Annotated in this window: 28 protein-coding genes; 15 read left to right on the top strand and 13 right to left on the bottom strand. The window is 36.2% G+C overall.

The annotated features are described in order from the left end of the window. Positions 1-202 precede the first annotated feature (202 nt). The 3 genes from F1325_RS10415 to F1325_RS10405 all read left to right on the top strand — a co-directional run bounded on the left by F1325_RS10415 (position 203) and on the right by F1325_RS10405 (position 2185). Positions 203-616, top strand: coding sequence for a hypothetical protein (locus F1325_RS10415; protein WP_109372159.1), 414 nt, complete (start codon positions 203-205; stop codon positions 614-616). 301 nt (positions 617-917) lie between these two features. Continuing rightward, the gene (locus tag F1325_RS10410) at positions 918-1721 is read left to right on the top strand and encodes a threonine/serine ThrE exporter family protein (RefSeq protein ID WP_109372161.1); all 804 of its coding nucleotides are present in this window, start codon (positions 918-920) and stop codon (positions 1719-1721) included. Further along, positions 1712-2185 (top strand): threonine/serine exporter, encoded by a 474-nt coding sequence (locus F1325_RS10405; protein ID WP_196564138.1) that lies wholly within the window; start codon positions 1712-1714, stop codon positions 2183-2185. The genes F1325_RS10410 and F1325_RS10405 overlap by 10 nt, the downstream gene beginning before the upstream one ends. A 4-nt stretch (positions 2186-2189) precedes the next feature. Here F1325_RS10405 and F1325_RS10400 read toward each other — a convergent pair whose 3' ends face one another. Next, positions 2190-2372, bottom strand: a complete 183-nt coding sequence (locus F1325_RS10400) for a hypothetical protein (RefSeq protein ID WP_064720096.1) — start codon at positions 2370-2372, stop codon at positions 2190-2192. Between the two features lie 253 nt (positions 2373-2625). Here F1325_RS10400 and F1325_RS10395 point away from each other — a divergent pair, with 253 nt between their 5' ends. After that, a complete protein-coding gene (locus F1325_RS10395; RefSeq protein WP_109372165.1) occupies positions 2626-3609 on the top strand; it encodes an endonuclease in 984 nt (327 codons plus the stop codon). A gap of 15 nt (positions 3610-3624) precedes the next feature. Here F1325_RS10395 and F1325_RS10390 read toward each other — a convergent pair whose 3' ends face one another. Further along, positions 3625-4068 (bottom strand): methyltransferase family protein, encoded by a 444-nt coding sequence (locus F1325_RS10390; RefSeq protein WP_160230411.1) that lies wholly within the window; start codon positions 4066-4068, stop codon positions 3625-3627. Positions 4069-4420: 352 nt separating this feature from the next. Between F1325_RS10390 and phoH the strand changes: the two genes are divergently transcribed. The 7 genes from phoH (at position 4421) to F1325_RS10360 (ending at position 11334) form a co-directional block, all read left to right on the top strand. Next, positions 4421-5206 (top strand): phosphate starvation-inducible protein PhoH, encoded by a 786-nt coding sequence (gene phoH, locus F1325_RS10385; RefSeq protein ID WP_109372169.1) that lies wholly within the window; start codon positions 4421-4423, stop codon positions 5204-5206. Between the two features lie 448 nt (positions 5207-5654). After that, entirely contained in the window at positions 5655-6245 is a 591-nt protein-coding gene (locus F1325_RS10380; RefSeq protein WP_100160253.1) for a fimbrial protein, read from the top strand. 50 nt (positions 6246-6295) lie between these two features. Then, positions 6296-6988 carry a fimbrial biogenesis chaperone gene (locus F1325_RS10375; protein WP_109372171.1) on the top strand — a complete coding sequence of 231 codons (693 nt, stop codon included), beginning with the start codon at positions 6296-6298 and terminating at the stop codon, positions 6986-6988. Between the two features lie 13 nt (positions 6989-7001). Further along, a complete protein-coding gene (locus tag F1325_RS10370; protein ID WP_244185008.1) occupies positions 7002-9515 on the top strand; it encodes a fimbria/pilus outer membrane usher protein in 2514 nt (837 codons plus the stop codon). A gap of 11 nt (positions 9516-9526) precedes the next feature. Beyond that, on the top strand, positions 9527-10231 hold the full coding sequence (locus tag F1325_RS19375; RefSeq protein WP_244313513.1) for a fimbrial protein: 705 nt from the start codon (positions 9527-9529) through the stop codon (positions 10229-10231). A gap of 46 nt (positions 10232-10277) precedes the next feature. Further along, positions 10278-10616, top strand: coding sequence for a fimbrial protein (locus F1325_RS19370; protein WP_244313512.1), 339 nt, complete (start codon positions 10278-10280; stop codon positions 10614-10616). Between the two features lie 25 nt (positions 10617-10641). Next, the gene (locus tag F1325_RS10360; RefSeq protein ID WP_244313511.1) at positions 10642-11334 is read left to right on the top strand and encodes a fimbrial biogenesis chaperone; all 693 of its coding nucleotides are present in this window, start codon (positions 10642-10644) and stop codon (positions 11332-11334) included. Positions 11335-11422: 88 nt separating this feature from the next. On the opposite strand, the gene F1325_RS10355 is transcribed toward F1325_RS10360, so the two are convergent. The 5 genes from F1325_RS10355 to F1325_RS10335 all read right to left on the bottom strand — a co-directional run bounded on the left by F1325_RS10355 (position 11423) and on the right by F1325_RS10335 (position 16189). Beyond that, a complete protein-coding gene (locus tag F1325_RS10355) occupies positions 11423-12268 on the bottom strand; it encodes a siderophore-interacting protein (protein ID WP_109372177.1) in 846 nt (281 codons plus the stop codon). A 391-nt stretch (positions 12269-12659) separates the two neighbouring features. Further along, positions 12660-13043, bottom strand: a complete 384-nt coding sequence (locus F1325_RS10350; protein WP_109372178.1) for a DUF805 domain-containing protein — start codon at positions 13041-13043, stop codon at positions 12660-12662. Between the two features lie 672 nt (positions 13044-13715). Further along, a complete protein-coding gene (locus tag F1325_RS10345; RefSeq protein ID WP_109372179.1) occupies positions 13716-13877 on the bottom strand; it encodes a DUF2474 domain-containing protein in 162 nt (53 codons plus the stop codon). Continuing rightward, on the bottom strand, positions 13858-14865 hold the full coding sequence (cydB, locus tag F1325_RS10340) for a cytochrome d ubiquinol oxidase subunit II (protein ID WP_160230409.1): 1008 nt from the start codon (positions 14863-14865) through the stop codon (positions 13858-13860). The genes F1325_RS10345 and cydB overlap by 20 nt, the downstream gene beginning before the upstream one ends. Further along, the gene (locus tag F1325_RS10335) at positions 14855-16189 is read right to left on the bottom strand and encodes a cytochrome ubiquinol oxidase subunit I (protein WP_160230408.1); all 1335 of its coding nucleotides are present in this window, start codon (positions 16187-16189) and stop codon (positions 14855-14857) included. The genes cydB and F1325_RS10335 overlap by 11 nt, the downstream gene beginning before the upstream one ends. A 136-nt stretch (positions 16190-16325) precedes the next feature. On the opposite strand from F1325_RS10335, the gene F1325_RS10330 reads away from it, so the two are divergent. Both F1325_RS10330 and F1325_RS10325 read left to right on the top strand, forming a co-directional pair. Next, complete coding sequence (locus F1325_RS10330; protein WP_109372182.1) at positions 16326-17741, top strand: PLP-dependent aminotransferase family protein; 1416 nt, start codon at positions 16326-16328, stop codon at positions 17739-17741. Positions 17742-17855: 114 nt separating this feature from the next. Continuing rightward, positions 17856-18425, top strand: coding sequence for a HutD/Ves family protein (locus tag F1325_RS10325; RefSeq protein ID WP_109372183.1), 570 nt, complete (start codon positions 17856-17858; stop codon positions 18423-18425). 56 nt (positions 18426-18481) lie between these two features. On the opposite strand, the gene F1325_RS10320 is transcribed toward F1325_RS10325, so the two are convergent. Beyond that, complete coding sequence (locus F1325_RS10320) at positions 18482-19093, bottom strand: LysE family translocator (protein WP_109372185.1); 612 nt, start codon at positions 19091-19093, stop codon at positions 18482-18484. Between the two features lie 161 nt (positions 19094-19254). Between F1325_RS10320 and F1325_RS10315 the strand changes: the two genes are divergently transcribed. Beyond that, positions 19255-19719, top strand: a complete 465-nt coding sequence (locus tag F1325_RS10315) for an Lrp/AsnC family transcriptional regulator (protein WP_023582027.1) — start codon at positions 19255-19257, stop codon at positions 19717-19719. Positions 19720-19822: 103 nt separating this feature from the next. On the opposite strand, the gene F1325_RS10310 is transcribed toward F1325_RS10315, so the two are convergent. Continuing rightward, positions 19823-20047 carry a hypothetical protein gene (locus tag F1325_RS10310; RefSeq protein ID WP_160230407.1) on the bottom strand — a complete coding sequence of 75 codons (225 nt, stop codon included), beginning with the start codon at positions 20045-20047 and terminating at the stop codon, positions 19823-19825. Between the two features lie 179 nt (positions 20048-20226). Then, entirely contained in the window at positions 20227-21123 is an 897-nt protein-coding gene (gene bla, locus F1325_RS10305; RefSeq protein ID WP_109372340.1) for a class A beta-lactamase, read from the bottom strand. Positions 21124-21295: 172 nt separating this feature from the next. Between bla and F1325_RS10300 the strand changes: the two genes are divergently transcribed. After that, entirely contained in the window at positions 21296-22174 is an 879-nt protein-coding gene (locus F1325_RS10300) for a LysR substrate-binding domain-containing protein (protein ID WP_160230406.1), read from the top strand. Between the two features lie 69 nt (positions 22175-22243). On the opposite strand, the gene lhgO is transcribed toward F1325_RS10300, so the two are convergent. The 3 genes from lhgO to F1325_RS10285 are packed head-to-tail and all read right to left on the bottom strand — an operon-like array spanning position 22244 to position 26143. Next, positions 22244-23446, bottom strand: coding sequence for an L-2-hydroxyglutarate oxidase (gene lhgO, locus F1325_RS10295; RefSeq protein ID WP_109372189.1), 1203 nt, complete (start codon positions 23444-23446; stop codon positions 22244-22246). A gap of 15 nt (positions 23447-23461) precedes the next feature. Then, positions 23462-24175, bottom strand: coding sequence for a FadR/GntR family transcriptional regulator (locus F1325_RS10290; RefSeq protein ID WP_109372191.1), 714 nt, complete (start codon positions 24173-24175; stop codon positions 23462-23464). Next, entirely contained in the window at positions 24176-26143 is a 1968-nt protein-coding gene (locus F1325_RS10285) for a TRAP transporter permease (protein WP_109372193.1), read from the bottom strand. It lies immediately after the preceding gene. Positions 26144-26150 lie beyond the last annotated feature (7 nt).

Raw genomic sequence — 26150 nt, 5'->3', positions numbered from 1 at the left:
TAAATATTAGAAAATAGTATGAAGCCCCTAGATATCTATTTAGGGGTTTTTTATTTTTGCATTTAAGCATTGCCATTTTAAATTGATTTGCGCTTGTGATTGCTTATTAATGCGGTTTTATTTTAAATACTCGGATCTTTATTGATTGAGAATGATAGTCATTCTAAATTGAGGTGATTATTATTAATTAGAGATGAGTATTATGTTGAATAATAAAAATTTTGTTGTTATGGATGTTGAACAATTTCCTGTTATTACGATGAAAATTTTTCCAGAAACATTGGAAGATGCAAATAACTGGACTGCAGAAATGGATGTTGTACTAAACGAAAAAAGAAAATTTGTCTTGGTTTACCCATCTATCAACAAAAAGGATAAAGAGCATAAAAAAGAAGATATGGAGGGGATGAAAGCGGTTAGGCGCTGGCTTAAAGAGGGGAAAACGCTTCTTAGTGAATATTGCGCTGGCATGATAATGACCGCCGATCCACAAAAAAATGATAAAGAGCAATTAGTACAACTCTCTTCTGTTATTTCTGCTGTTTATGGTGTTTCTGTATTTGTTGCAGAAACGCTGGATGGATCGTATATCCAAGCTGATGAATTAATGAAGTAATTAAATCTTATTAATTTCCTGCATTAAATTAGTTTATAAAGCACTTGTATGAGTGCTTTTTTATTAAAATAGCGATAGCTATTTGATGATGCGATTTAAAAACAAGAATGGGTATTTATCATTGTATTGTACTTTCCTATGCCAATATTTATGGCTATCCATCGATAAAATTGATCTACCTACAGCCTAAAATATTTTATTTGTTCATAATAGTATTGAAAGATAATAGAGCGAGAAACGAGCTATGCTGATAAACTTTATATTAGCAATGGCTCGTTTTTGATTAAAACTAAGGCATAGTATGGATAATGAGATAATGGCGGAGTGCACAGCCATTTCACAAGATAAACAGCGTGAAATTACCAAGTTATGTATTCAAACTGCGTTGTTGCTATTGCAACATGGCGCAGAAAGTATGCTGGTTGAACAGCTTTCAACCCGTCTAGGTTTAGCTTTAGGTGTACATCAAGTCGAAAGCGCAATTTCTGCTAATGCAGTTGTATTAACCACGATTGTTAACGGGCATTGCCAAACATCAACACGAAAGATAGTCGACCGTGGCATTAATATGCATGTTGTGACAGAAGTTCAGCATATTGTTATTTTGGTTGAACATCATCTTGCAGATATTCATGAAGCCAGAAAACGCTTTGAGCATATAAAACCATTACGTTATCCACGTTGGACAATTATTTTTATGGTTGCCTTATCTTGTGGTTGTTTCTCTAAATTAAATGGTGGTAATTGGGATGGCTTTTTAGTTTCTGCCATTGGTGGTGGTCTTGGTATGTTTGTACGCCAAGCATTAACACATCGCCAAATGAATCCATTAATTAATTTCTGTATTACGGCATTTGTAGCGACTTCAGTTTCAGGGCTATTATTAAAGCTCTCTTATTTTCAAACTACAGCGACTATTTCAATGGCTGCTAGCGTCTTATTGTTGGTTCCCGGATTTCCTTTAATTAATGCCGTTGCTGATATGTTTAAAGGGCATGTTAATACTGGCTTAGCGCGTTGGGCAATGGCAACAATGTTAACATTGGCAACCTGTCTAGGCGTTATTTTAGCCATGGCAGTATGGGGGTTAAGAGATTGGGCATAATAACGATAATTCTTACCCTGATTGAAGATATGATTTTAGCTGCTATTCCTGCGGTGGGTTTTGCAATGGTATTTAATGTACCTTCAAGGGCATTAAAATATTGCGCATTATTAGGCGCAATAGGCCACGGCTTTCGTACTATTTTAGTGATGAGTGGTATGAACATTGAGTGGGCAAGTTTTTGTGCTGCTATTTTAGTGGGGTGCATAGGTATTCAATGGTCACGCTGGTGGCTTGCACACCCTAAAGTCTTTACTGTTGCAGCGGTTATTCCTATGTTCCCTGGAATAAATGCATATATAGCGATGATCTCAGTGGTGAAGTTAACGCAAATTGGTTATAGCGCGGAAATTTTTGAAGCTTTAGTTACTAATTTCCTTAAAGCTTCATTTATTGTCGGTGCGCTCTCTATCGGGCTATCCTTGCCGGGATTATGGTTGTATCGCAAGCGTCCGAGTGTATAAAAGCTTATACGGCGTGTTGTAGCGAATTTAATGTAATATCTAGCTCATTTTTGTCGGAAATAATAATTTGAATTCGTAATTTATTCTCAGATTCTAAACTGGCATGCGCTTTAACATCTTCGTTATTCGCATGCTTTTTTGTTATCTCGACTAATTCGTCCATCAAATTCAGCATATTCTCATTCATTTTTAAATTTCTCCAAATCATTGATGGAGTAAACCATAGCAAATCCCTTTTGCGTTAATGTCGAGAATAACGGCTTTTTCTATCACCATTCACACTTATTGTTTTATTTTTTATACAAAAAATAGCAAGAAAGATTGCCCAAAATAAATCAAAAAAAGATAATATTAGGCAAAATAAAAATAAGATTATCAGTTGGTTATTAAAGATAATTCTTATTGGGTTTAATAAAATAAAGAGTAAGGCAGATACCACTTTGAGAAAAATATTACACTATACCGCGGTTGTGTTGGGTTTATTTGTTATTGGGCTAAATGTTCAAGCACAAGCCCCTGAAAATTTCACGAAAGCGAAAGAGATAGCAAAAGAACGTATTTATTATGATCAGAATCAAAAATCACAAGGAACGATTTATTGTGGTTGTGATTGGGAATGGGTAGGGAAATCGGGAGGTCGTGTTGATTTAGCCAGTTGTGGTTATCAAGTGAGAACACAGCAAACAAGAGCGGCTCGTATTGAGTGGGAACATATTGTTCCAGCATGGGTTTTTGGGCATCAACGTCAATGTTGGCAAAATGGAGGTCGAACTAACTGTGTGAAAAACGATCCTGTTTTTGGCAAAATCGAAGCCGATTTACATAACTTAGCGCCATCTATTGGTGAAGTTAACGGTGATCGTAGCAATTTTAGTTTTGGACAATTACCCGCTCAAGCACCTTATCAATATGGGCAGTGTCGTAGTCGTGTTGACTTTGCTTCTCGCACTTTTGAACCTCGTAATGAAGTCAAAGGCCAAGTGGCAAGAGTTTATTTCTATTTACACGACCGTTATAACCTCTCAATGTCACGTCAGCAGCAACAGTTATTAATGGCTTGGGATAATGCGTATCCACCAACCGCATGGGAAAAAGAGCGTGATAGCCGTATTGCTCGTATTGTTGGATATCATAATCCTTTTGTAACGGGTGAAATGAAATGGCAATTAGGGCATAAAAATAGTGGTGCAGGATTATCTGCAACAAATAGTACGCCAGTGACTAGAGCCAAAGTGGAAACACCGAAACAAGCCAGTACACCACAATCGGGAGACATTAAGGGTAATGTAAATAGCAAGATCTACCATTTTGCACATTGCTCAGGTTATAAAACAATGTCAGATAAAAATGCGGTTTTATTTAAAACAGAGAGTGAGGCCATTAAGGCAGGTTACCGTTTAGCTAATAACTGTAAACAGCCTTAATCGTAATTATTTAGATTACATCCAACGACGAACGTGGCGACAATATTGTTGCCACGCTTGTGGAAATAATTCACTTAAGATTTTCTCTTCACGCACTATCGTATAGCGATCAGTAATAAAGTAAAACGCAATTGCCGCGCCCAAAAATCCCCAATTACCAAAAATAAAAAATAACCCAATACTAATATCTAAGAAACCGAGATACATAGGATTGCGACTTATTTTATAAGGGCCACTTATTACTAATTGTCGAGGGGTGTGATTGGGGTTAGGAGAGGTTTTTTGTTTAATAAAAAATGAGAGGCAATAAAAAAGCCAGATCCCTGAAGTCGTAATGGTGAGCAAACCGAGGTAAAAAAAGAAGCCCATTTTGAGAGAGCCAGAGTGAAGTTCAAAACCAATAAATGGAATTAGGTTAAGTAATAACCAATAAACAAAAGGTAATCGCAAGAAATTCATTTACTTCCCCCTAAAATAACACTTAATTGTTATTTTTATGTTAAGTCCATCTCGTTATAAATCATTTCAGTATTGAAAATATTTTTCTTTTGTCATTATACTGTCATAAAGCTTCGTTAATTTTCACTCTAACTCCATGATGGGGAATATGAATGACAGAAGCAATGGAAATATCTCGTTACTCACAGAAAACCGGCAACAACCGTTCATTGATGTTTAATGTTCAGGATTGTGACCGGTTTTTTTGTTTTTTGCGACTAAACAGGGTCTGAAGGGGACTCATCGGTAAGTGAATGGAATATAAACAGAGATGTCGATGACTTTTTGAAGACTAACAAGGATAAATTCCACTATGAGTAGACAAAAAGCAGCAACACGTTTACGCCGAGAAAATAAACGTACCTCACGTAAAGAGCAACGTAATGGGGCACATCGAGATAATGTTATGGTCTTACCAGGATTTGGGGATATCAATACAATTGGTATGGCCAGAGAAAAGCGTGATGAGAGGGTGTTATCTCCTCGCAACGAAGCACAACGCCAATATATAAATGCAATTAAACACCAGAATCTTATTTTTGCCACAGGGGAAGCGGGCTGTGGTAAAACCTTTCTCAGCGCTGCAATGGCTGCCGATGCCTTAATTAATAAAGAAATAGAACGTATCATTGTTACTCGACCTGTGTTGCAAGCTGATGAGGATCTTGGTTTCTTACCCGGTGATATCGCTGAAAAGTTTGCACCCTATTTTCGTCCTGTCTATGACGTATTAGTCAAACGTTTAGGTGCTTCATTTTTACAATACTGTTTAAGACCTGAAATCGGTAAAGTCGAAATTGCGCCTTTTGCTTATATGCGAGGCCGTACTTTTGAAAATGCATTTGTTATTTTAGATGAAGCGCAAAATGTGACGGTAAATCAAATGAAGTTATTTCTAACTCGTATGGGTGAAAATGTTACAGTGGTTGTCAATGGAGATATTACCCAGTGTGATTTACCCTCAAATGTAAATTCAGGATTAGCAGATGCTCTTATTCGATTTGAAGCCAATAATCGTGTAGGCGTGATTAAATTTATGCAAGAAGATTGTGTACGCTCTACATTATGCCAACATGTATTAGCTGCTTATAATGATTAAATAGAGCATGGGAATTTTTGTATACATTTAAAAAGGCTGCATACTAATGTGGCCTTTTTATTTGTTGATTTTTCTTGATGTGATTTATCTTTTTATTAATTGTGGAATATTTAATTTGAATAAAAAATTCCAAAATAAATAAATCCATGATTATTCTTTTTATGACTTGTTATTAATAAATTAATTGTTATTGTTCTTTTATTTATGATTTTTTAATTGGATAGTAATGCTAAATATTAATACATTTATATATTAACTAAATATAACGCTGGATTTAGTTTGACTTAAGTCACAGATTTAAAAAAGCGGATAAATTCATTTGTTGGTTTTTTAAATTATGACTAATATCAAATTGACTAGGGTCTCCTTTCATCACCTTTAGTTAATGATGGCAATAATAGAAGCTTATTTTTGCTAATTAAATATTTGTCTATTCTTGGGGTTATATATGCTTAAAAATAAACTCCCACTGTCATTATTATCAGTGGCTATATTGTCGACGTCGGCATTTGCTGCAACCAACAGCGCTGGTGGAATAATCTCTTTCTCTGGTGCTATTAGTGATACCACCTGTACAATTAATGGAGGAAACAGTGCGGACTTTTCTATTTTATTAGATCCTATTACCGTAACAGATGCTGGAACAACGGCGAGTACTGTTATTGCCAAAAACCAAAAAGAGTTTGCTTTGACATTCTCTGATTGTGCTCCTGCATCTACGCCAAGTGGAAGTAATTTAAAGATACATTTCTCATCTGCAAATACTATTTCCACCAGTGGATTATATTTAGTCAATGATACCGCGAATGAAAATGATCCATTAGTGGCAAAGAATGTTGGCTTTAGTTTATCAACACCTGCGGCGCCAACAGTTGCTATACCATTGAACGCAACTTTTGATACAGGTATTAAAGGCGACAAAACCGCCCCTGATTCAGATACTTTACGTTTAATTGCCAGTTACTATAAAACAAATGCGACAGCCGCTAAAACAGGGCCAGTACACTCTAACGTTATCTATACTGTTTCTTATTTATAATATAAAAAAACCAGACTCAATATTGGGTCTGGTTTTTTAGGATGTTTATAATGAAAAAGTTAATCGTTTTTTTAATGGCATTGATGTTACCAACGAGTGTATTTGCTAATATTATTATTAATGGTACACGGGTTATTTATTATGAAGGAACCGATAGTGTTAATCTTCAATTAACCAACAATGGTGATTTAGCTTCACTCGTGCAAAGTTGGATAGATGATGGTGATATAAACTCCACACCTGAAGATGCAAACTCTCCTTTTTATTTATACCCACCAATTGTAAAAATAGCAGGTAGGCAAGGACAAACATTAAGAATAAAAAATTCTAATGAAAAATTATCAGGAAATGTTGAACAAGTATACTATTTAAATATTCTCGACATTCCAGAAAATGCCGAAGCGTTAAAAGGAAAAAGCTATTTGCAATTAGCGATGAAAACAAGAATTAAAGTTTTTTATCGTCCTAAAGATTTAACTGATAAGCCAGAACTTGTTAATGAGAAAATAACTTATCAATTAAATGGTGATAAAGTTTTAGTTAAAAATAACTCACAGTATCATTTCACGATAGCCTCGATTTCTACACAAGAGACACCCCGTGTTACGCTTGTCGATTCTGAGATGATCCCGCCGTTATCTTCTCGTGAGTTACCTTTAATTAATAAATTAAAAAGTAATTCCGCTGTTGTTATTTATGTTGATGATTTTGGTGTCTATAAATCACAGAATATTAAACTCTAATAGAGATAACATCGTGAATAATTCAAAATACCTCTCGGTTCTTATTTTTTTAGGAATACAAAATTATACTCAAAATCTGTATGCAGAGGGATTTGACACATCTTTATTAGTTGGAAAATCAAAGCATGGCGATATTTCACGATTTTATATTGATGATAAAGTACCTGAAGGAAAGCAACTTGTTGATGTGTATGTCAATCAGGTGTGGAAAGGGCAATTTGAAGTCAATGTGCTAGGGAATAATGCGGGGATTAGTTTTGAGTCGGATGATGTGAATAAGCTAGGTTTAAATTTATCTTTGTCGGCAAAGCAAAAAATAGCACAGCAAAAAACAATTTTATCTAATGAATTGGCGACGGGAGTTGCTTCAACATTAGATATTAATAGATTAAGACTGGATATCACAGCACCTCAGATTTCTGTTAAACAATCAGAAGTGGGATATGTTGATCCCAGTTATTGGGAACAGGGTATTTCAGCTCTGATTTTGTCTTACAACTTAAATTACTATAATTACAAAGAAAAAAAAGGAAATAAAAGTAATAACGAGAGCTTTTTTGCCAATATTAATTCAGGAATTAACTTAGGGGCATGGCAGTTTAGAGACGAGTCTAACTATACTTATTATTCTCATGGTAAAAGCCAATGGAAAAATAATACTCGCTATATCTATAAAGCATTAAGCCAGATAACAGCAGGATTAACGATAGGTGATTTTTATACACCAGCCGCACTCTTTACCAGTATTTCATTTAGAGGCGCTTCATTGGCGACCGAAATGGGAATGCTACCTAATTCAAGTCAAGGGTTTGCACCTATTATTCGTGGTGTTGCACAAACAAACGCATTAGTGAGTGTTTATCAAAACGAAAACTTAGTTTTTCAGGAAAATGTGCCCCCTGGTGAATTTTCTTTTCGTGATATTCAGCCAACAGCTGGTGGTGGTGATCTGTTAGTGGTGGTTCAAGAAGCGGATGGCAGAAGAGAGTCATTTACTGTGCCATTTTCAGCCGTTCCCGATATGCTAAAAGAAGGTGTATATCGCTATAACGTGATGGTGGGGGAGTCACGTATTAATAATACTGATTATCGACCTAAATTTGCACAAGGTGAATTCCATTATGGTGTCAATAACCTTGTTACGCTTTATGCAGGGGGAATTGCCAGTGAAGACTATTATTCGGCATTGATTGGTAGCGGTTGGAATTTCAAATTTGGGGCGATTTCAGCCGATATAACTCATGCAAGTGCAGATCTACAAACAGGCAAAAAAACAGGGCAAAGTTTTCGTCTTGCATATAGCAAATATATGGATGCCACACTAACTAATTTAACACTGGCGGCTTATCGTTACTCTACCCGTGATTATTATAGCTTTGTGGACTCAATTTACTCTCATGATAATTACCAAGCTTGGAAAGATTATCAAAATGATCTTGCTCAACAGCAGGGAAATAATAATGCTGCATCTGATTTGGATCTCACAACATTTGATGCACTACGCGGCTCTAGAGCAAAAAATACGTTTACCATAAACCTTAATCAATATTTAGGCGGCCAGCGAGGTGTTATTTTCCTTTCAGGAACGCATCGAAATTATTGGAATACTGATGAGAGTAATCGAGAGTATCAACTAGGTTACTCAAATAACTATAAAGATATTGCTTATAATCTTTCGGTATCAAAATTAAGAAATTACGATAATAAAGAAGAAACTCGTTATTATTTAAATGTCAGTGTGCCCATTTCATTCTTTGATAAAAGAGCAAATATTAATACTTCGGTTTATGCCACTGATTCACGCTATCAGCAATCTACATTGAGTATGAGCGGAACAGCAGGTAAAGATGACTTGGTTAATTATACCTTAACAGGCTCTAATCAGACGGGTGGGAATAATTTAGTCGGTGCTAATGTGAGCTATCGCCATCCTTATAGCACTTTATCTGCCTCTTATACTGAAGCAAATAATTATCGTCAAGGTGGACTGGGAACCCGAGGAACTATTGTTGCTATACCTAGTCATATTGCATTTTCTGGGGATACTGGAAAAACTTATACTATTATTGAAGCGCCTATGGCGAATAATATGATGGTTAATGGGAATAAATCGACATTAACCAATAATCAAGGTGTTGTTTTAGTCGCGAATACGATCCCTTATCGAACGAATACTTATATATTAACAAATACAGAATACCCATCGAATGCAGAAGTTTTAGGAAATATAACGCATGTTACGCCTTATTTAGGTGCTGTTAATCATCTCACATTAACCACGGATCAGCGTAAAACGTTCATTATCAGAGCTTCTTTAGAAAATGATGAAAGCTTACCTTTTGGTACTGAAGTTTTAAATAATAAGAAACAGAGTATCGGTTATGTTGGGCAATCGAGTGTACTTTATTTAAAAAGTGATGCGTTACCTTCTTCTGTCTCAATTAAATTAAATGAGGCAGGAAAAACAGAGTGTGTGATTAATCATTTAGTTAATACGATGGATAAAAATAGTAATATCTGTCGATAAAGGAAAGTCTTATGAAATCATCTGCCTTTATATTTTTAATGCTATTAGGAACAATAAGCCATCAGGCAATCGCTAACTGTAAACCCGATAGCACTATTACTGCACCCAACGTTAATTTTGATTTATCTGCGGATTTAAATAGTACTTCAACAACGATCACAAAATCGAGTAGAACAACATTTCCAGGTACATATAAATGTACAGCAAGAGGATTATTATTTCCTAATACAGTGGGTATCGCCTCACCTTTTAATGATGGACGGACGGGAACAATTGGTTTTAATGGTGGTAAGCAGTTTGTTTCTATTACGTTAACGTCATTAGAAAAAGATAACGTAACGAATATTCCAGCGGGAACACATCCTGCTTCAGATTTAGATACTAACTTTACATTGAAATTTACGTTATTAAGTAGTAAACCTTCGACCAACTACACTGAAGTCAGTGGCAGTACAGCAATTGTTACACCCGTTATTTTAGCCTCTGATGCATCAAGTTTGGGGCTTGTTCAATGGTTATTGACTATTGTCACTAAATTAGTTCAATTTTTATTAACGTGGCAGTGGCCGGTTGATCAAAACGATATTTTCTTACAGCCGATGCAAATTACATATAATCCTGTAATGACAACATGTAATTTTTCTAATGCAGGTTTAATTGTTTCATTGCCGTTAATTAGCGTAAAAGATGCAAAAACGGTAGATAACGGTAGATAAAGCAGGATATACCCCTTTTACATTAAACTTTACTTGCCAAGATTTTTTGAGCGGTTCAAAAGCATCACGTAATATTAATATGTTTTTATCAAGCCAAAATTTATTGGCAACGGATAAAACCGTATTAACCAACACAACAACGCAAGGTGCGAATGGTGTCGGGTTCCGTGTCGTAAAAAGTGATAACACCGCAAGCCCGCTTATTTTATCTGACAATATTAATACACAAGGTAGTGCGACTAGTATTTTTAGTGTTAATCAAGGTGGCACCATATCCTCTGCATTTTCGATAAATATGGGCGCTTATTATTATCCTTATAATATTAATTCAGTAACTCAAGGAAAAATGACAAGTGCGGCAACACTTGTAATGTCTTACGATTAATAAGCCATAAAAAATGGAAGCGAAAATGAAAGGTGTTTTAATTCTATTATTCACGTTGATAACACATTTTACTCATGCAAGTGTGGTACTTGAGCGCACTCGTTTAATACTTTCTACCAATAAATCGATAATATCGTTGCAAGTTTTTAATCGAAGTGAACAGCCGACATTAATACAGAGTTGGGTAGATGAAGGGAATATTGCGTCCACACCAGAAACGACAACAGCACCTTTTATTGTTATTCCACCTATGGCAAAAATAACTGCAAATGGTGGATTACAATTAAAAATACAACAATTAGAAAACCGGTTACCCAAAGATAGAGAATCTGTTTTTTATTTAAATGTATTAGATATTGCACCTAAACCAGAAAATAAAGAAAACCTCAGTACATTACAATTAGCATTGCAAACACGAATTAAACTTTTTTATCGTCCAGCACAACTTAAGTTAACCACCGAGGACGTTTTTAAAAAAATAGGGATAACTCATAATGGCGAATATTTAGAAATAAATAATCCTACAGCTTATTACTTTACAATTTCAAAGATTTATTTTGATGATAAAGAAGAGCTTTTAACAAATGCCATTATGGTTGCTCCTTTTGCAAAACAGCACATTCAATATCAAAAGCAAGCTGATATGAACCAAGTAATTACTGTTATCTATATAGATGATGATGGAAATTATCAACAAGATAAGAAGAATATACATTAATTATATTTGAATAATAAGAAAGGCTGCATATTATTAAGGGAGTTAATATGCAGCCTGTACAGCCAACGCTTAGTCTTTAATTTATCGCTTAGCTTACGTCTTCGTTATCCATAACATGGTGACGTTCAGCGTGATAGCCTTCTTCGTCATAACCAAAACGCCAATAAGGAACGGCATAAATCAAGCTACGATCGTAACCATTATCACGACGAATATGGCGTCTTAATGCACGAATAATTTTGTCTTCACCTGCAATCCAAAATGCCACATTTTCAGCAGGTAATTCCCAAGACATAAATTCATTAATTAAGTTTTGAGTTTGTTCTTCAACAGAACCAATTAACCAGATTATCTCTAAGCCACTAGGACGTTTAATTTCTTGGCGATGCGTTTCGTCTTCTACTCGTATAACGACTTTCCCTTCAACATTAGGCTGCATGGCTTCAATTAAAGCCATTAAAGCAGGTAATGAACTTGGATCTGCTGCCATATAGTAATGTGACGCTGGTGCTAATAAAGGCTCAGGGCCACCTGGATTAGTGATCCCAATATAGTCGCCTTGCTTAGCATTTAGCGCAAAATGAATAGCAGGGCCTGCATCGTTATGTACTGCAAATTCAATATCTAACTCTTTTTGTTCAGGGCGAATAGCGCGAACACTATAAGTACGTACAATCGATCTTGGTTCGCCTTCAGGCCATTTAGGGCCTTTTTCAGAAAACCCTGGGACTGTTGGTTTAACTTGGCCTTCTAAAGGTAAGAATATTTTTAAATGTGCCCCCGCAGTATCTGTTGGGTAAGTATCTAAATCATCACTCGTAAAGGTGATACAACGCATTCCCGGTGTAACATCAGTAATGCGCTTTACTTGAACTAGGCGAGGAGGTGCTGGTTTATAAATACTCTTTTCTTGAGGTGTTTTTTTGTTACTCACGTTTTTTTACCTGACTCATTTAATTGTTTTATTGGCGTAGATATTATCATTTTCAATTAATAATGATAGTCATTATCAAAATTAACGTTGATTTAGTAAAGGAATGCGTGTTTTTTACTTATGTCTAGTGATTAGGTTCAAATTAACAATAAAGAAAAAAACTTAAAAATCAATGCAATAAGCTTAATGTAATAACTCTAAGGCATTAATTAAAAAGTCAGAGATAAATAAAAATACTAAATTACAATACGGAGGGAGGTGAATTGGTGTTCTTTTTTTAACGAAGGAATATTTTCAGATGGTTGTAACAAAGGTAGGAAAATCAATTAATACAGTGAGTAAACTTAATAAAGGTATACTCACTGTATTGTCATATTAATTCAGTACTAGATTAAGCTTTTGGATCTGGACCAAATCTGTTGTCACCTTTAGTACCTTCAAGGCACATAAAGACAAAAACAATTAATCCACCAACAGCAGGAATAAATGCAAGTAAGAACATCCAACCTGATTTATCTTGATCGTGGAAACGACGAATAGTCACTGCAAGGCTAGGCACGATGATAGCTAAAGAATAAATACCTATAATAATGCCTGCAATTGAACCCAGTGAACTCATTTCACCTGTATTCATATCTACTGATGAAATTAAAATAGCGTATAGAACAGCAATAATAATGGTATTTACTAGAGTAAACATCCAATATTCTTTTCTGCGAGCACGGCCTGAAAAGTTAGCGTAATTATTTTTAATGACTTCCAAATACCAATTCATGACTTCATCCTTAATTTAGTAGCAACAATACGTAAGCCTAGTGTAAGAGATCTTTCTTAGCAATTAAGATAAATCTAAATTATCAAAATATGTATTTTGAACAGACATTATCCATATCCACACTTTTAATAGGGTGTGGATTTAATTCTTGAGTTAATCATATGAGCATACCTGAATGACACATTTAGCGTGTCTCTATAGAATAATACAGATATGGATCCTCTAGGCGGCGATATCATAATTACTTTGGAAGCCTAATTCAACATTCATTCTATCTTATTTCTAGAGAAGAAGGCTTTTTATAGGATTATTTATATTTTTATTTATCGTAATACATGCATAAAAAAGATTTTATCTCTTATTGTTAATCAAAAATGATGTATTTAAAATGATTTTATCAAGGAGTTTGATTTAAATTTAGTTAATCATGGAAGAATAAAAATATTTGTTTTTGTATTTTCTTTTATAAAAAAATTATTTATATGAAATTAGCTGTTAAAAGAGCAATCTAATAAGAATAGGTTAAGTTTTAATGACATTAAACGGTAACCCACGATCTTAAATAAAGATAAAAGAGCTGAAGATAACTTCAGCTCTTTATTTACTTCATTTCTATTTTATAGCTTACCGTATTCGGCGCTAGTTAATTATATTGCTGTATGTACTTTGCCTTTACTTGACTTTCATTCCGGCTAACGTCATTAAAAAACGGAAGAGGGAAGACACAGCAAATAAGGCTAAAACACTACAAAACCAAATTGTAATCAACCATCCCCATTTTTTTAATAATGAGGGTTTACTTTGTATTTGTGGATCAGTGATAACCTTCTTCATAATTTGTTTTTCCTCTGAAAACGTAATAACTCCAGAATGTGTAAACGAGAATAATTGGAATAATAAACAATGCGCCAACTAGCATAAATCCTTGACTTTCTGGTGGTGCAGATGCTTCTACAAAACTAATTGCAGGTGGAATAATGTTAGGCCAAATGCTTATCCCTAATCCTGCAAAGCCTAAGAAAATTAAAGCTAGCGCACCAAAGAAAGGAAGGTAATGTCCTTGTTTTTTCACTGAGCGTAAAATTAACCAAGTGCTGTACAACACTAAAAGAGGAACAGGTAAAAAGAAGAACAGATTTGGTAATGTGAACCAACGTTCAGCAATTGCAGGTTGCGCTAATGGTGTCCATGCACTGACGGCTGCAATGACTGCAAGCATAATGAGTGTGAGAGGTTTAGCGACCTTATATAGACTCTGTTGTAAATGACCTTCGGTTTTCATAATCAGCCAGCCACATCCTAATAATGAATAGGCGATAACTAATCCAAATCCACAAAAGAGTGCAAAAGGGGATAACCAGTCAAAATAGCTACCCGCAAAGGCGCGATTAACAACCGGCAAACCTTGAACAACGCTACCCACGACAACACCTTGCATAAAGGTGGCTAAGATAGAGCCAAAGATAAATGCTTTATCCCAAAAGCCTTTATGACTGTCATCTGCTTTAAAACGAAATTCAAAAGCGACACCACGGAAAATTAATGCGACAAGCATTAAGGTTAAAGGCATTGCCAAGGCATCAAGAATAACCGAGTAAGCTAATGGGAAGGCACCAAATAATGAAGCTCCACCTAGGACTAACCATGTTTCGTTACCATCCCATACAGGGGCAACAGTATTCATCATTAAGTCACGATCTTGGTCACTTTTAATAAATGGATAAAGCATACCGATACCAAGATCGAAACCATCCATTACGATATACATTAAAGTACTAAATACGATAATGATGAACCAAATAACTGGTAAATCAATTCCCATGATGAACCTCCGGTGTACCTTTACGGATCAGTTTTAACATATAGGCATATCCAACACCGAATACAGAGCCATAAACAACTAAGAAGATCAGCAGGCTTATACTCATATGCATTTCACCATGTGCAGATACGGCATCTTGTGTTCGTTGTATGCCATAAACAACCCAAGGTTGACGTCCTACTTCTGTTGTAAACCAACCGGCAAGAATAGCGATAAGACCTGAAGGTGCCATTAAAAAAGTTAAGCGTAAGAAAGCTTTAGATTCATAAAGTTTCTTTTTATATCGCAGCCAAGTTCCCCATACACCCACTAAAATCATTAACATACCCAGACCAACCATAACGCGGAAAGACCAGAAAACGATAAGTGAGTTCGGTCGGTCTTCTTTAGGAAACTCTTTTAATGCTGGAATTTGTTTTTCTAAGCTGTGAGTTAAGATCATGCTGCCAAGATAAGGAATTTCTATCTTATATTTTGTTTCTTCAGCATCCATATCAGGCACGCCGAAGAGAATTAACGGTGTTGCTTCTCCTGGTTCATTTTCCCAGTGACCTTCAATTGCGGCAATTTTAGCGGGTTGATGTTTTAAGGTATTTAAACCATGGACATCGCCAATGAGTGCTTGAATTGGTGCTAAAATTAAGATCATCCATAAAGACATTGAAAGCATCTTTTTCATTGCAGATGTCTTATGACCTTTGAGCAGATGCCATGAAGCAGATGCAGCAATAAAGAAGGCAGAAGCGAGGAAAGCGGCAACACCCATATGAGCAAGGCGATAAGGGAATGATGGGTTAAAAATAACGGCTACCCAATCTACGGGAACGACTTGGTTATTTATAATTTCAAATCCTTGCGGTGTTTGCATCCAGCTATTTGAAGCCAAGATCCAAAACGTAGACATTAATGTACCTAATGCCACCATACAGGTTGCGAAAAAGTGAAGTTTTTCGCCTACTTTATTCCAGCCAAACAGCATCACACCTAAGAAACCGGCTTCTAAAAAGAATGCGGTAAGTACTTCATAAGTGAGTAGAGGGCCTGTAATTGAGCCAGCAAAATCAGAGAAAAAGCTCCAGTTGGTTCCAAATTGATAGGCCATAACCAAACCAGAGACAACGCCCATAGCAAAGTTGACAGCGAATATTTTTGACCAAAAATGGAATAGCGCTAAATAATCCTTATTGCGAGTTTTTAACCATAAACCTTCCAATATGGCTAAAAAGCTAGCCAGTCCGATAGTAATTGCAGGAAAGATAATATGGAAAGAAACTGTGAACGCAAACTGGATACGCGCCAAATCAAAGGCACTTAACCCAAGCATAAAAACCTCGTTTTATTGATATAAAAATGTAAATTGCAGGTAAAACGTGTGGATTAGTAGACCATATGACAGTAAGCTATAATAGTGACAATAAGTTTAAAAATGACTATAACAGTTTTGAGGTAAACAGTTTTATATGACTCGATATGAACAGCTTGCATCGCAAATACGCCAACAAATTGAAGATAATATCTGGCAATCTGGCGACCGTTTACCTTCATTGCGGGATACGGTGAAACAATCAGGTTTAAGTTTAATGACTGTTTTACAATCGTACCAGTTATTAGAAAGCCAAGGATGGATAACAGCGCGGCCACAATCAGGTTATTACGTTGCACATCGTAATAACCGTTTCGGTCAAGTAACCGCTAGCAAAGGGCTACACATGAGTGAAAATGTTGAAATTAGCACCTCTATTTTCAATGTACTTCAAGCATGTAAAGATCCTGAAATTATTCCTTTTGGTTCCGCTTTTCCCGATCCCAGCCTATTTATTCAGCCTAAATTAAGTAGCGCATTGGCTTCTGCTGCAAGGCATTTAGCGCCTCAGAGTTCAGTGATCAATCTACCACCGGGAAATGAAAAGTTACGCCGTAACATTGCACAACGCTATGCATTACAAGGAATTCATGTCTCTCCAGATGAAATTGTGATTACTGCTGGTGCAATGGAATCACTCAGTTTTAGTTTGCAAGCCGTTACCGAACCGGGTGACTGGGTCGTGATTGAATCACCTGCATTTTATGGTGCATTACAAGCCATTGAGCGTTTACGATTAAAAGCGATTGCCATTAGAACAGACCCAGTAACAGGAATTTGTTTAGATGAACTCGAAAAAGTGGTTGAGCAATACGATATTAAAGCCTGTTGGTTGATGAGTCATTGTCAAAATCCATTAGGTGGAACAATTCCTGATGAAAATAAAATAAAGCTGGTGGATATATTAGCGAAGAAACAGATAACGCTAATCGAAGACGATGTCTATGGCGAACTCTATAACAGCCAGAAAGCACCTATGCCAGTAAAAGGTTTTGATAAAACAAATAGCGTTTTACATTGCGCTTCTTTTTCTAAATGCCTTGCACCGGGATTTCGTGTGGGTTGGGTTGCAGCTGGAAAACATGCAACAAAAATACAGCAGTTGCAAATGATGAGTACAGTATCTGCGAGTATGCCAACACAACAAGCTATTGCCGATTATTTGTCACAAGGTGGCTATGATACGCATCTTCGCCGATTAAGATTATTATTAGAACAAAGGCGTTATCGTATGTTACAAGCGATACAAACGCATTTATCAGAAGATGTAAAAGTGAATATTCCATCAGGAGGATATTTTCTCTGGTTAGAATTTGAATCAACATTTGATGCGAATAAACTCTATCATTTTGCATTAGAGAGAGGTGTCAGTATTGCGCCAGGTTCAATGTTTTCCACCAGCTCTCAATTTAATCATGCATTTCGTTTAAACTCTTCTTTTCAATGGAATAGTCGTACTGAAAAAGGAATGGAAATTATTGGAGAAGGGTGCAGAAAATTACGACGTAAATAGCTGACGTCAGCGCACATTTTTAAAAGTTAACTATTGATTTATTGACGGTAATCTCCAATGATTGATCCTTAACCTCATTATCAGACTGATAGCCAGATATTGAAGGAGGATACAATGAAGCTACGTTGTTTTGATCAACAAGAGTTACCGTTTATATCATGGAATAATCAAAAAGGCACAACGCAAGAAATTGTGTGCTGGCCAGTTAATAATGATTTTTCATGGCGAGCGTGTTTAACCTCTATCGAAGAGAATAGCTCATTAGGACAGTTTCCTGACATTGAACGGCAAATAGTGCTATTAGAAGGTAATGGCATCAATTTAAATAGCCCTGGTTTTCTTAATCATTCCGTTACTGACTTTTATCAGCCTTTTGATTTTTCAGGTGATATTCCTGTTAAATCTGAACTTATTAAAGGCAGCGTAAAATGTCTAAATATTATGGTGCGTCGGACATGTTGGAAAGCAGAGACGACCTTAATAACACAACCGCTTATTTTACCTAGTTCTCATGCAGGATTAATTTATGTCACCCAAGGTGAATGGACTTTAATTGGCGCTACTTGTCAGAGTATATCAAAAGGACAGGGGGCTTGGTGGTTACCTGATATTCGAGAAGGTGAAATAAGACCGTTAACCGCGAATTGTCAATTATTATGGGCAGATATTCGACCACTTAAATAGAGGCATTCTTGTGGTCAAATTCTGATTAGAATAATAAATAGTGCTTAGGATTAAGGCTAATTTAAAGCCAGATTAATTGCCGCTAATGTGAGTAATCCACCCGCAATGCCATCGTTATAGCGGCGACGTTTTTCACTTAAACCGCCTTTTAAGCCAATATAGGCAAAAAATGTACCGAGCAAACCATAAATAATTAAGCAAGTCGTGATAAATATCCCAGATAACAGCAATGATTGTGTTGCGATATCATTATGATTATCAATAAAGTTTGGTAAAATAGCGAGATAAACTAATAGCCCTTTAGGATTAAGAAAACTGGTTAAAAAACCTTTACGAAATAAGTGTGAGGTTTTTGAGGCATCGAGGGCTAATTGACCTTTTTTGCAGGCGGATATCAACATTTTGACTGCAAGATAACTGATATAAAACACACCAACCCATTTGAGTAAATGAAATAAAATGGGTGATGCTGACACTAAGGCGGCAAGCCCTAATGCGCTCAGTAATGCATGGGTTAAATAGCCTGATATAACGCCAGCGTTGGCAACCCATGCAGATTTCATACCGCCTGATAGTCCTTGAGATGAGATAAAAAGAATATCGGGCCCAGGTGTGCAGATAAGCGGTAGAACCGTTAGTGCGAATAATAATAAAGTGTTAAATTCCATCTTTTTACCTGATAGAGATAGTTTAAGAGAAATATCGTTTTTGCTGTGAAATTTAGCGGAAAGATTATATGATGTTTTCGAAAAAATCGGGTTGCTTTGTTGCTAACAAAAAGAATTAATTGGCAATAAAATTCCACAAATAGAATTAAGGTTAATCTTTGATGTCAATAAAATTAGATAAAATAGATAAACATATTTTGCAGGTGCTTCAGCGTGATGGCAAAATCCAGAACATTGAGCTGGCAAAAGAGGTTGGACTCTCACCTTCTCCTTGTCTTCGTCGCGTGCGTTTACTTGAAGAATCTGGTGTGATCACTCGTTATGTTGCTGTATTAGATGGTAGTAAGGTTGATGCAGGGTTATCTTTATTTGCAAGAATTTGGTTTAGAGCACAAGATGCTGAAACTATTGAAGAATTTGTAAAGGCTATCAAGGTATTACCTGAAGTGGTTGAGTGTCATTTAATGGCAGGCGAATGCGATGCGCTAATTCGAATTGTGACGAAAGATTTAGCAACGTATCGTCGCTTCCATGCCGATTATTTAACACAAATTCCAAGCATCCAAAGTATAAAAACAGAAGTACCAATGGAAACGGTAAAAGTGAGTTTTGCTTTGCCACTTTAATTTTCTAAACAGTTAGGTTTAGTTGATTTTAAATTATCACACGATATTCTTAGTCAAGAAAGCCTCTAGTTAAAGTTAACGGAGGCTTTTTTATAACTATAAGTTAAATTATCCAGCTTTTAATAAAACGATATATTTCTGGTGTATAAAGCAACATACAAATAAATAATGATGCACCAACAAAATAGATATCAAATGACCAAGTACATAAAGAGAAGATAATTAACATTAATATTGTAAGAATGACGATACAAAGACTGATCTGTGTAAGAGTTATTTGACCCGCACACGATAATAACTCACCAATCAATTCAAAAAAATCGGACATCTTACTTCCTTAAAATAAATCCATTTAATAGAGGTAAGTATATTAGGCTTATTTATTACAGTCTAATTTTTTATCCTTAAGTTATTTTACTTATATTGTTCCGTGTACTCTTGTAATAATAGAGCTAATAACTAGCTCTATTATATTTAATTTCCTATTTAGATTATCAATAAAGAAGTTTATTTTTTTTGAGATAAATTGGAAAATTCTTTTGTTACAATCTCTGTGGCTTTCACAATAATATCTTTACGGTATTTTGCATCTTGTTCTTGTTGTGTGAAATAGACCACTAAAATTAATGGCGCATGGTTTTTAGGCCAAATAACAGCGATATCATTAGTCGTACCATAATCACCACTGCCAGTTTTATCCCCAACAATCCAGTGTTTTGGTAAACCCGCTTTAATACTGTGATCACCTGTTGTATTGCCTTTTAACCAAGTAACAAGCTGTTGACGTTGAGATTGACCTAATGCGTCACCTAATGTCAATGCTTGAAGGCTTTTAGCCATAGCAATTGGAGAAGTCGTATCACGAGGATCACCATGAATTGCTGTATTTAATTCAGGCTCTTTACGATCTAGGCGATAAGTTACATCATTAATTGAACGTGCAAATTGAGTGACTTTGGCTGGACCGCCTAAATAATCTAAGATTTTATTCATTGCTGTATTATCGCTATATTGCAACGTAGCAGCACTTAATTGAGCTAAAGACATTCCTGTTACTAAATGTTTTTCTGTAATAGGGCTGTAAGCAACTAAGTCGGATTTTTTAATTGTAATATTCTTATCTAATAATCCCGCTTGTTTTTCGCTCTCTTTTAAAACTGCCGCAACAGCCATGACCTTACTTGTGCTTGCCATCGCAAAACGTTCTTCACCGCGGTATGTTATTTGTGAATTATCTTCCGTGTTGATTAAAGCAACACCTAAACGACCTTGGCTATATTTTTCAAGCGTACTTAATTGCTCTTCAATCGTATTATTGGTGTTAGCCCATAACATTGGAGATGCCAATAAAGATATTAATGAAACTGCAATCGTCGCTTTTTGGCGAAATGTTTTTTTAAACATAGTCATTGTTGCTCATATTAAGTTAATAAAGAAAATATCAATATAAATAGACAGTTATTGAGTAGATATAGAGCCGTTTATTTATGAGCTGCAATATCCTATTTAATTGATTTATTGACAATCGATAATAAATCACCTTAGCCTATAGAAAATCTAATGGCTAAAAATATTTATGCGAACTCATCTTCCCCTAAATGCATTACGTGCATTTGAAGCTTCAGCAAGGCACCTTAATTTCACCAAAGCGGCATTAGAGCTGTATGTCACTCAAGGTGCTGTTAGCCAACAAGTGAGAATGTTAGAAGAGCGACTTGGCGTTATTCTTTTTAAGCGTTTACCCCGTGGCTTAGAAATGACGGATGATGCCCAGATTTTATTTTCTGTGTTAACAACAGCTTTTAGTGATATTGAGCGTGTATTTAAGCAATTTGAACGTGGTGAATATCGCGATGTTGTTTCAATTGCGGCTGTTGGCACATTTGCTGTGGGATGGTTATTACCTAGATTGGCTGAATTTAGGCAGTTATATCCAAGAATAGAATTAAATTTAAGAACAAATAATAATGTGGTTAATTTGGCTACTGAAGGATTAGATTTTGCGATTCGATTTGGTGAAGGTTTATGGCCATTAACACATAATAAAGCGTTATTTTCTGCGCCATTAACGGTGTTATGTTCATCAGATACAGCGAAACGTTTACAACATCCGACAGATTTAATAAATGAAAACTTATATCGCTCTTATCGAGAAGATGAGTGGTTACAATGGTTTGAAAAAGCAGAAATGCCGCCGATAAAAATAACAGGCTCTATTTTTGACTCTTCACGCTTAATGATTGAAAGCGCAATTTATGAAGGGGGAGTTGCATTAGCACCAGCAAAAATGTTTTCAAGAGAAATTAAAAATGGTCAGTTAGTACAACCCTTTAAAATAGAAGTTGAATTGGGAAAATATTGGCTAACATATTTAAAATCAAAGCCAATGACAGCATCAATGGAAATATTTCAACAATGGCTAATAAATGAAGCGCTAAAAGAAATCAGTGAATGATGTAAAAATAAAAAAGCACTGATTAATCTCAGTGCCATTTGTTGTTTTTACTTGCATATATTTTTTCAATTACAAAGAAAAATGCTCTTTTACTATTTCTCTGCCTATTTCAATAGATGCGGTTGCAGCAGGTGATGGAGCATTACAAACATGCAGCGAGCGTTTGCCTTTTACAAAATGAAAATCATCTACTAATTTCCCTTCACGAGTTAACGCTTGGGCTCTAACACCCGCAGGACCTGGATGAATATCTGCTTCACGTAAATCAGGAATGAGTTTCTGTGCATTTGCAGTAAATAATTTACGTGAATATGAGCGGCGAAGCTCTGCCATTCCTTCACCTAAATAATTTCCAGCAATTTTCCAAAATCCTTTATAAGTCAGCACTTCAGTGAGATCTTTTAAGTTAATATCGCTTTTTTTATAGCCTTCGCGCTTAAATGCTAATACTGCGTTAGGTCCAACATCACGATGCCCGTTATACATGCGCGTAAAGTGTACACCTAAGAAGGGAAAATCAGGATTAGGAACAGGGTAGATAAGATGGTTTACTAAGTAGTTTTTATTAGCATTAAGCATAAAATATTCACCACGGAATGGGACTATTTTCATACCTGTGTCATAACCTGCCATTTTAGCAATACGATCACTAAATAAGCCGGCGCAATTAATCAACCATTTACCTGTAAATTGATTATTGGATGTTGTGACAGTAACAGTATCATCGGTTTCATTAATTGCTGTCACCGTTTGTCCAAATGCAAATTCACCGCCTCGTGATTGAATAATTTCAACGTGTTTCGCTGCAATTTCAGGGTAATTCACAATACCTGCATCAGGAACTAATAGAGCCGCGATACCATTGACATAAGGTTCTCTGACTTTAAGTTCAGACTCAGTCATTTTGATAACTTCAAGCCCGTTTTCAATGCCACGTTGATAGATATTTTCTAACGCTTTTAACTCTTTTTCATTGGTAGCAACAATAACTTTGCCACAACGATCATAATAGAGATTATGTTGTTGGCAAAACGCATATGTCGTAATGTTGCCTTGTTTTGCCAGCCTTGCTTTAAGGCTCCCTGGTGTGTAATAAATACCTGAATGAACAACATTACTGTTATGCCCACTTTGGTGAGCAGCAGGGCCTGACTCTTTATCAATCACTAGCAATTTCAGCTCAGGTTGACTCTCTTGTAGCGCACTTGCAACCCCTAATCCAACTAATCCCGCACCAATAATAATCACGTCATAAGCCATAATATTATCCATTTTATAAATTTTAAATTAACAGGGTTCTTGTTGTAATCGCTTTAATTTGCCACGTACATTGGTTAAATGAAGACGCATTCTATGGCTTGTTTCATCGTGATCTTGTTGGCGTATTGATTCAACAATTGCCTCATGTTCCGCAATCACTCGCTCAATTTCAGTATCTCGTCCTTTGTTTTTACTTAGCGAATACATTAATACGCCAAGGTAGAGTTCGTGTAAGTTATCTAAGATCTGGACAAAAAAAGAGTTATGAGAGGCAACCATAATAGAACGATGAAATTGATAGTCCTCTTTATGACCAATACTTTTGTTTTGTCTTGTTGCTAAAACAAAGGCATCGTGGGCGTTTTCGATAGCGCGTAATTCTTCTGGTGTTCGACGTAAAGCGGCAATAGCTGCCGCTTCATGTTCAATGACCTCACGCATTTCTAGCAGTGAATCTATCTCTTCAGGGCAAGCAATTTCCATTACCAATGGTTCATATTTACTGAGTATAGAATGGTCAATTACACGGCGACCACCCCCTTGGCGTGAAGTTACTATGCCACTGGCTTCTAAGACACCTAATGCTTCTCTGATGGGAACTCGACTGACGCCAAAGGCGTCAGCAAGTACATTTTCAGAGGGTAACTTTTCACCAATAGGGTAAGTCCCGTTACTAATATTTTGCTTTATCTGCTCAAGAATTTGATGCGACGCTTTTTGGCGTGAGATCTTTTGTATCATCTAGTTTTCTCCAGATGCATGCTCCATATTGGCTAACTGTTTTTTAGACCGTAATAAATGGAATGCACCCGTTAATAGGATCAAGGCGACACCTAAAAGGTCGGTATATAAGCCCGGTTTAATCATTAGAATTGCCGCTGCTGCAAATGCAATACGCTCAAACCATGTTGTTTTAATCATCCAGAAGTTTGCCGTTGCGATACTGAGTGCATAAATTCCGATTAATGCACTAATAATCATTAATCCAATTGAAAGTACACCTAAATTATCACCTTGCATCAGTAAAGCAGGGTTATAGACTAAAATAAACGGAATAATAAAACCGGGAAGTGCTAAACGAACCGCATCCCATGATGTTTGCATTGGATCAGCTCTAGCAATACTGGCCGCGGTATAACTCGCTAATGCTACGGGTGGTGTAATATTGGATAAAGCTCCGAACCAGAAAACAAAGAAGTGAGCCGCTAAAGGCATAACACCCGCTTTAATTAAGATAGGTGACACTGTAACGGCTACGACAATATATAACGCCGTTGAAGGTAAACCCATACTTAATACAATGCACACTAGCATAACGACTAATAAGATCATCCATAATGTGTTATCTGTCATTGAGACGATATTGAATGCCAATGTTGCACCGATACCTGTCATTGTTACAACACAGATGATGACACCGATTGCAGCACAAGCGACAGTCACTTGAACAGATCCACGAGCCGCTTCCGCTAAGGCGTCAGCTACTTTAGTTAATGTCATACGGACTGATTTATCAGGCGTTATCCAACTTGCGACAATAATGGTCAGAATACCTAAGAAGCCTGCATAAATAGGTGTTTTACCCACTAATAAGGTGCCAATAACAATAACTAAAGGTAGTAATAATAAACCCCGCGCTTTTAATACCGCTTTAACTTGTGGAATATTCTCTTTACTTAAACCTTTTAATCCTTGTTTTTTGGCTTCGATATCAATCGCCATAATTAAAGCTGCGTAATATAACAACGCTGGAATAATCGCTGCAATAACAATGGTGGTATAAGAAATACCTAAAAAGCCCGCCATAATAAATGCGGCGGCACCCATAATAGGTGGCATTATCATACCGCCTGTTGATGCTGTTGCTTCTACGGCACCCGCAAAGCGAGGCGTTAATCCAATGCTTTTCATTAAAGGAATGGTAAAAGTCCCCGTTGTTGCTACGTTGGCGACAGCACTTCCACTTAATGAACCTGTTAATGCAGATGAAATAACAGCGACTTGAGCAGGACCACCTCGGCGACGACCCGCAAGAGCAAGTGCTAAGTCATTAAACAGGGCTGTTGCGCCACTGACACTTAAGAACGATCCAAAAAGAATAAAGACAACAATCGCTGTCGAGGCTGTTGAAAGGGTGATCCCAAAAATACCTTCACTGGTCATAAATAAACGGTATAACAATCTTTCTACAGAAAATCCGGCATGACCGAAAATACCCATAAAATATTGACCAAATAAAGCATATATAATGGCAAAAGTTGCAAGCCCTGGAATGAAATACCCAGTGGTTCTTCTTGCTGCTTCAAACAGTACAATAATACCCAGTATTGCCATGACATAATCGGTAGTATTTGGAATACTTTTTCTTACAACATGAAGATCGACGTAATTAAAGAAAAAATATCCATAACTGATTAATGTTAAAGCAATAAAAAGATAATCCCACCCATTAAATTTAGGCGTTGAAAAACGCTTAGAGAATGGAAACAAAATAAAGCCTAAAATTAAAATACCACTAAGAAAAATAGTATTACGGTAAAATTCTTGAGTATTTGATAATGCGTTGGAATAAATAGCGTAAAGTGAAATTAAAATTGCAAGAGTCGTGGTAATTTTCAGGTAAATACCTGCAAGTTGGCGATTGCCGGAGCTTGCTTCTTTATCTAATGCAGGTGGCTCTACCGGAGTTAGGTGGTCATTGTTAGTCATAACTCAC

The sequence above is a fragment of the Proteus columbae genome (genome assembly GCF_009914335.1).
Classification (GTDB): Bacteria; Pseudomonadota; Gammaproteobacteria; order Enterobacterales; family Enterobacteriaceae; genus Proteus.
This window is presented reverse-complemented; position numbering and strand designations above follow the sequence as displayed.

Bases quoted from the DNA above. Each gene is read 5' to 3' on its own strand.
- F1325_RS10415 (WP_109372159.1), top strand. From the start codon at position 203: ATGTTGAATAATAAAAATTTTGTTGTTATGGATGTTGAACAATTTCCT.
- F1325_RS10410 (WP_109372161.1), top strand. From the start codon at position 918: ATGGATAATGAGATAATGGCGGAGTGCACAGCCATTTCACAAGATAAA.
- F1325_RS10400 (WP_064720096.1), bottom strand. From the start codon at position 2,372: ATGAATGAGAATATGCTGAATTTGATGGACGAATTAGTCGAGATAACA.
- F1325_RS10390 (WP_160230411.1), bottom strand. From the start codon at position 4,068: ATGAATTTCTTGCGATTACCTTTTGTTTATTGGTTATTACTTAACCTA.
- phoH (WP_109372169.1), top strand. From the start codon at position 4,421: ATGAGTAGACAAAAAGCAGCAACACGTTTACGCCGAGAAAATAAACGT.
- F1325_RS10380 (WP_100160253.1), top strand. From the start codon at position 5,655: ATGCTTAAAAATAAACTCCCACTGTCATTATTATCAGTGGCTATATTG.
- F1325_RS10375 (WP_109372171.1), top strand. From the start codon at position 6,296: ATGAAAAAGTTAATCGTTTTTTTAATGGCATTGATGTTACCAACGAGT.
- F1325_RS19375 (WP_244313513.1), top strand. From the start codon at position 9,527: ATGAAATCATCTGCCTTTATATTTTTAATGCTATTAGGAACAATAAGC.
- F1325_RS10360 (WP_244313511.1), top strand. From the start codon at position 10,642: ATGAAAGGTGTTTTAATTCTATTATTCACGTTGATAACACATTTTACT.
- F1325_RS10350 (WP_109372178.1), bottom strand. From the start codon at position 13,043: ATGAATTGGTATTTGGAAGTCATTAAAAATAATTACGCTAACTTTTCA.
- F1325_RS10345 (WP_109372179.1), bottom strand. From the start codon at position 13,877: ATGAAGAAGGTTATCACTGATCCACAAATACAAAGTAAACCCTCATTA.
- cydB (WP_160230409.1), bottom strand. From the start codon at position 14,865: ATGGGAATTGATTTACCAGTTATTTGGTTCATCATTATCGTATTTAGT.
- F1325_RS10335 (WP_160230408.1), bottom strand. From the start codon at position 16,189: ATGCTTGGGTTAAGTGCCTTTGATTTGGCGCGTATCCAGTTTGCGTTC.
- F1325_RS10330 (WP_109372182.1), top strand. From the start codon at position 16,326: ATGACTCGATATGAACAGCTTGCATCGCAAATACGCCAACAAATTGAA.
- F1325_RS10325 (WP_109372183.1), top strand. From the start codon at position 17,856: ATGAAGCTACGTTGTTTTGATCAACAAGAGTTACCGTTTATATCATGG.
- F1325_RS10320 (WP_109372185.1), bottom strand. From the start codon at position 19,093: ATGGAATTTAACACTTTATTATTATTCGCACTAACGGTTCTACCGCTT.
- F1325_RS10315 (WP_023582027.1), top strand. From the start codon at position 19,255: ATGTCAATAAAATTAGATAAAATAGATAAACATATTTTGCAGGTGCTT.
- F1325_RS10310 (WP_160230407.1), bottom strand. From the start codon at position 20,047: ATGTCCGATTTTTTTGAATTGATTGGTGAGTTATTATCGTGTGCGGGT.
- bla (WP_109372340.1), bottom strand. From the start codon at position 21,123: ATGTTTAAAAAAACATTTCGCCAAAAAGCGACGATTGCAGTTTCATTA.
- F1325_RS10300 (WP_160230406.1), top strand. From the start codon at position 21,296: ATGCGAACTCATCTTCCCCTAAATGCATTACGTGCATTTGAAGCTTCA.
- lhgO (WP_109372189.1), bottom strand. From the start codon at position 23,446: ATGGATAATATTATGGCTTATGACGTGATTATTATTGGTGCGGGATTA.
- F1325_RS10290 (WP_109372191.1), bottom strand. From the start codon at position 24,175: ATGATACAAAAGATCTCACGCCAAAAAGCGTCGCATCAAATTCTTGAG.
- F1325_RS10285 (WP_109372193.1), bottom strand. From the start codon at position 26,143: ATGACTAACAATGACCACCTAACTCCGGTAGAGCCACCTGCATTAGAT.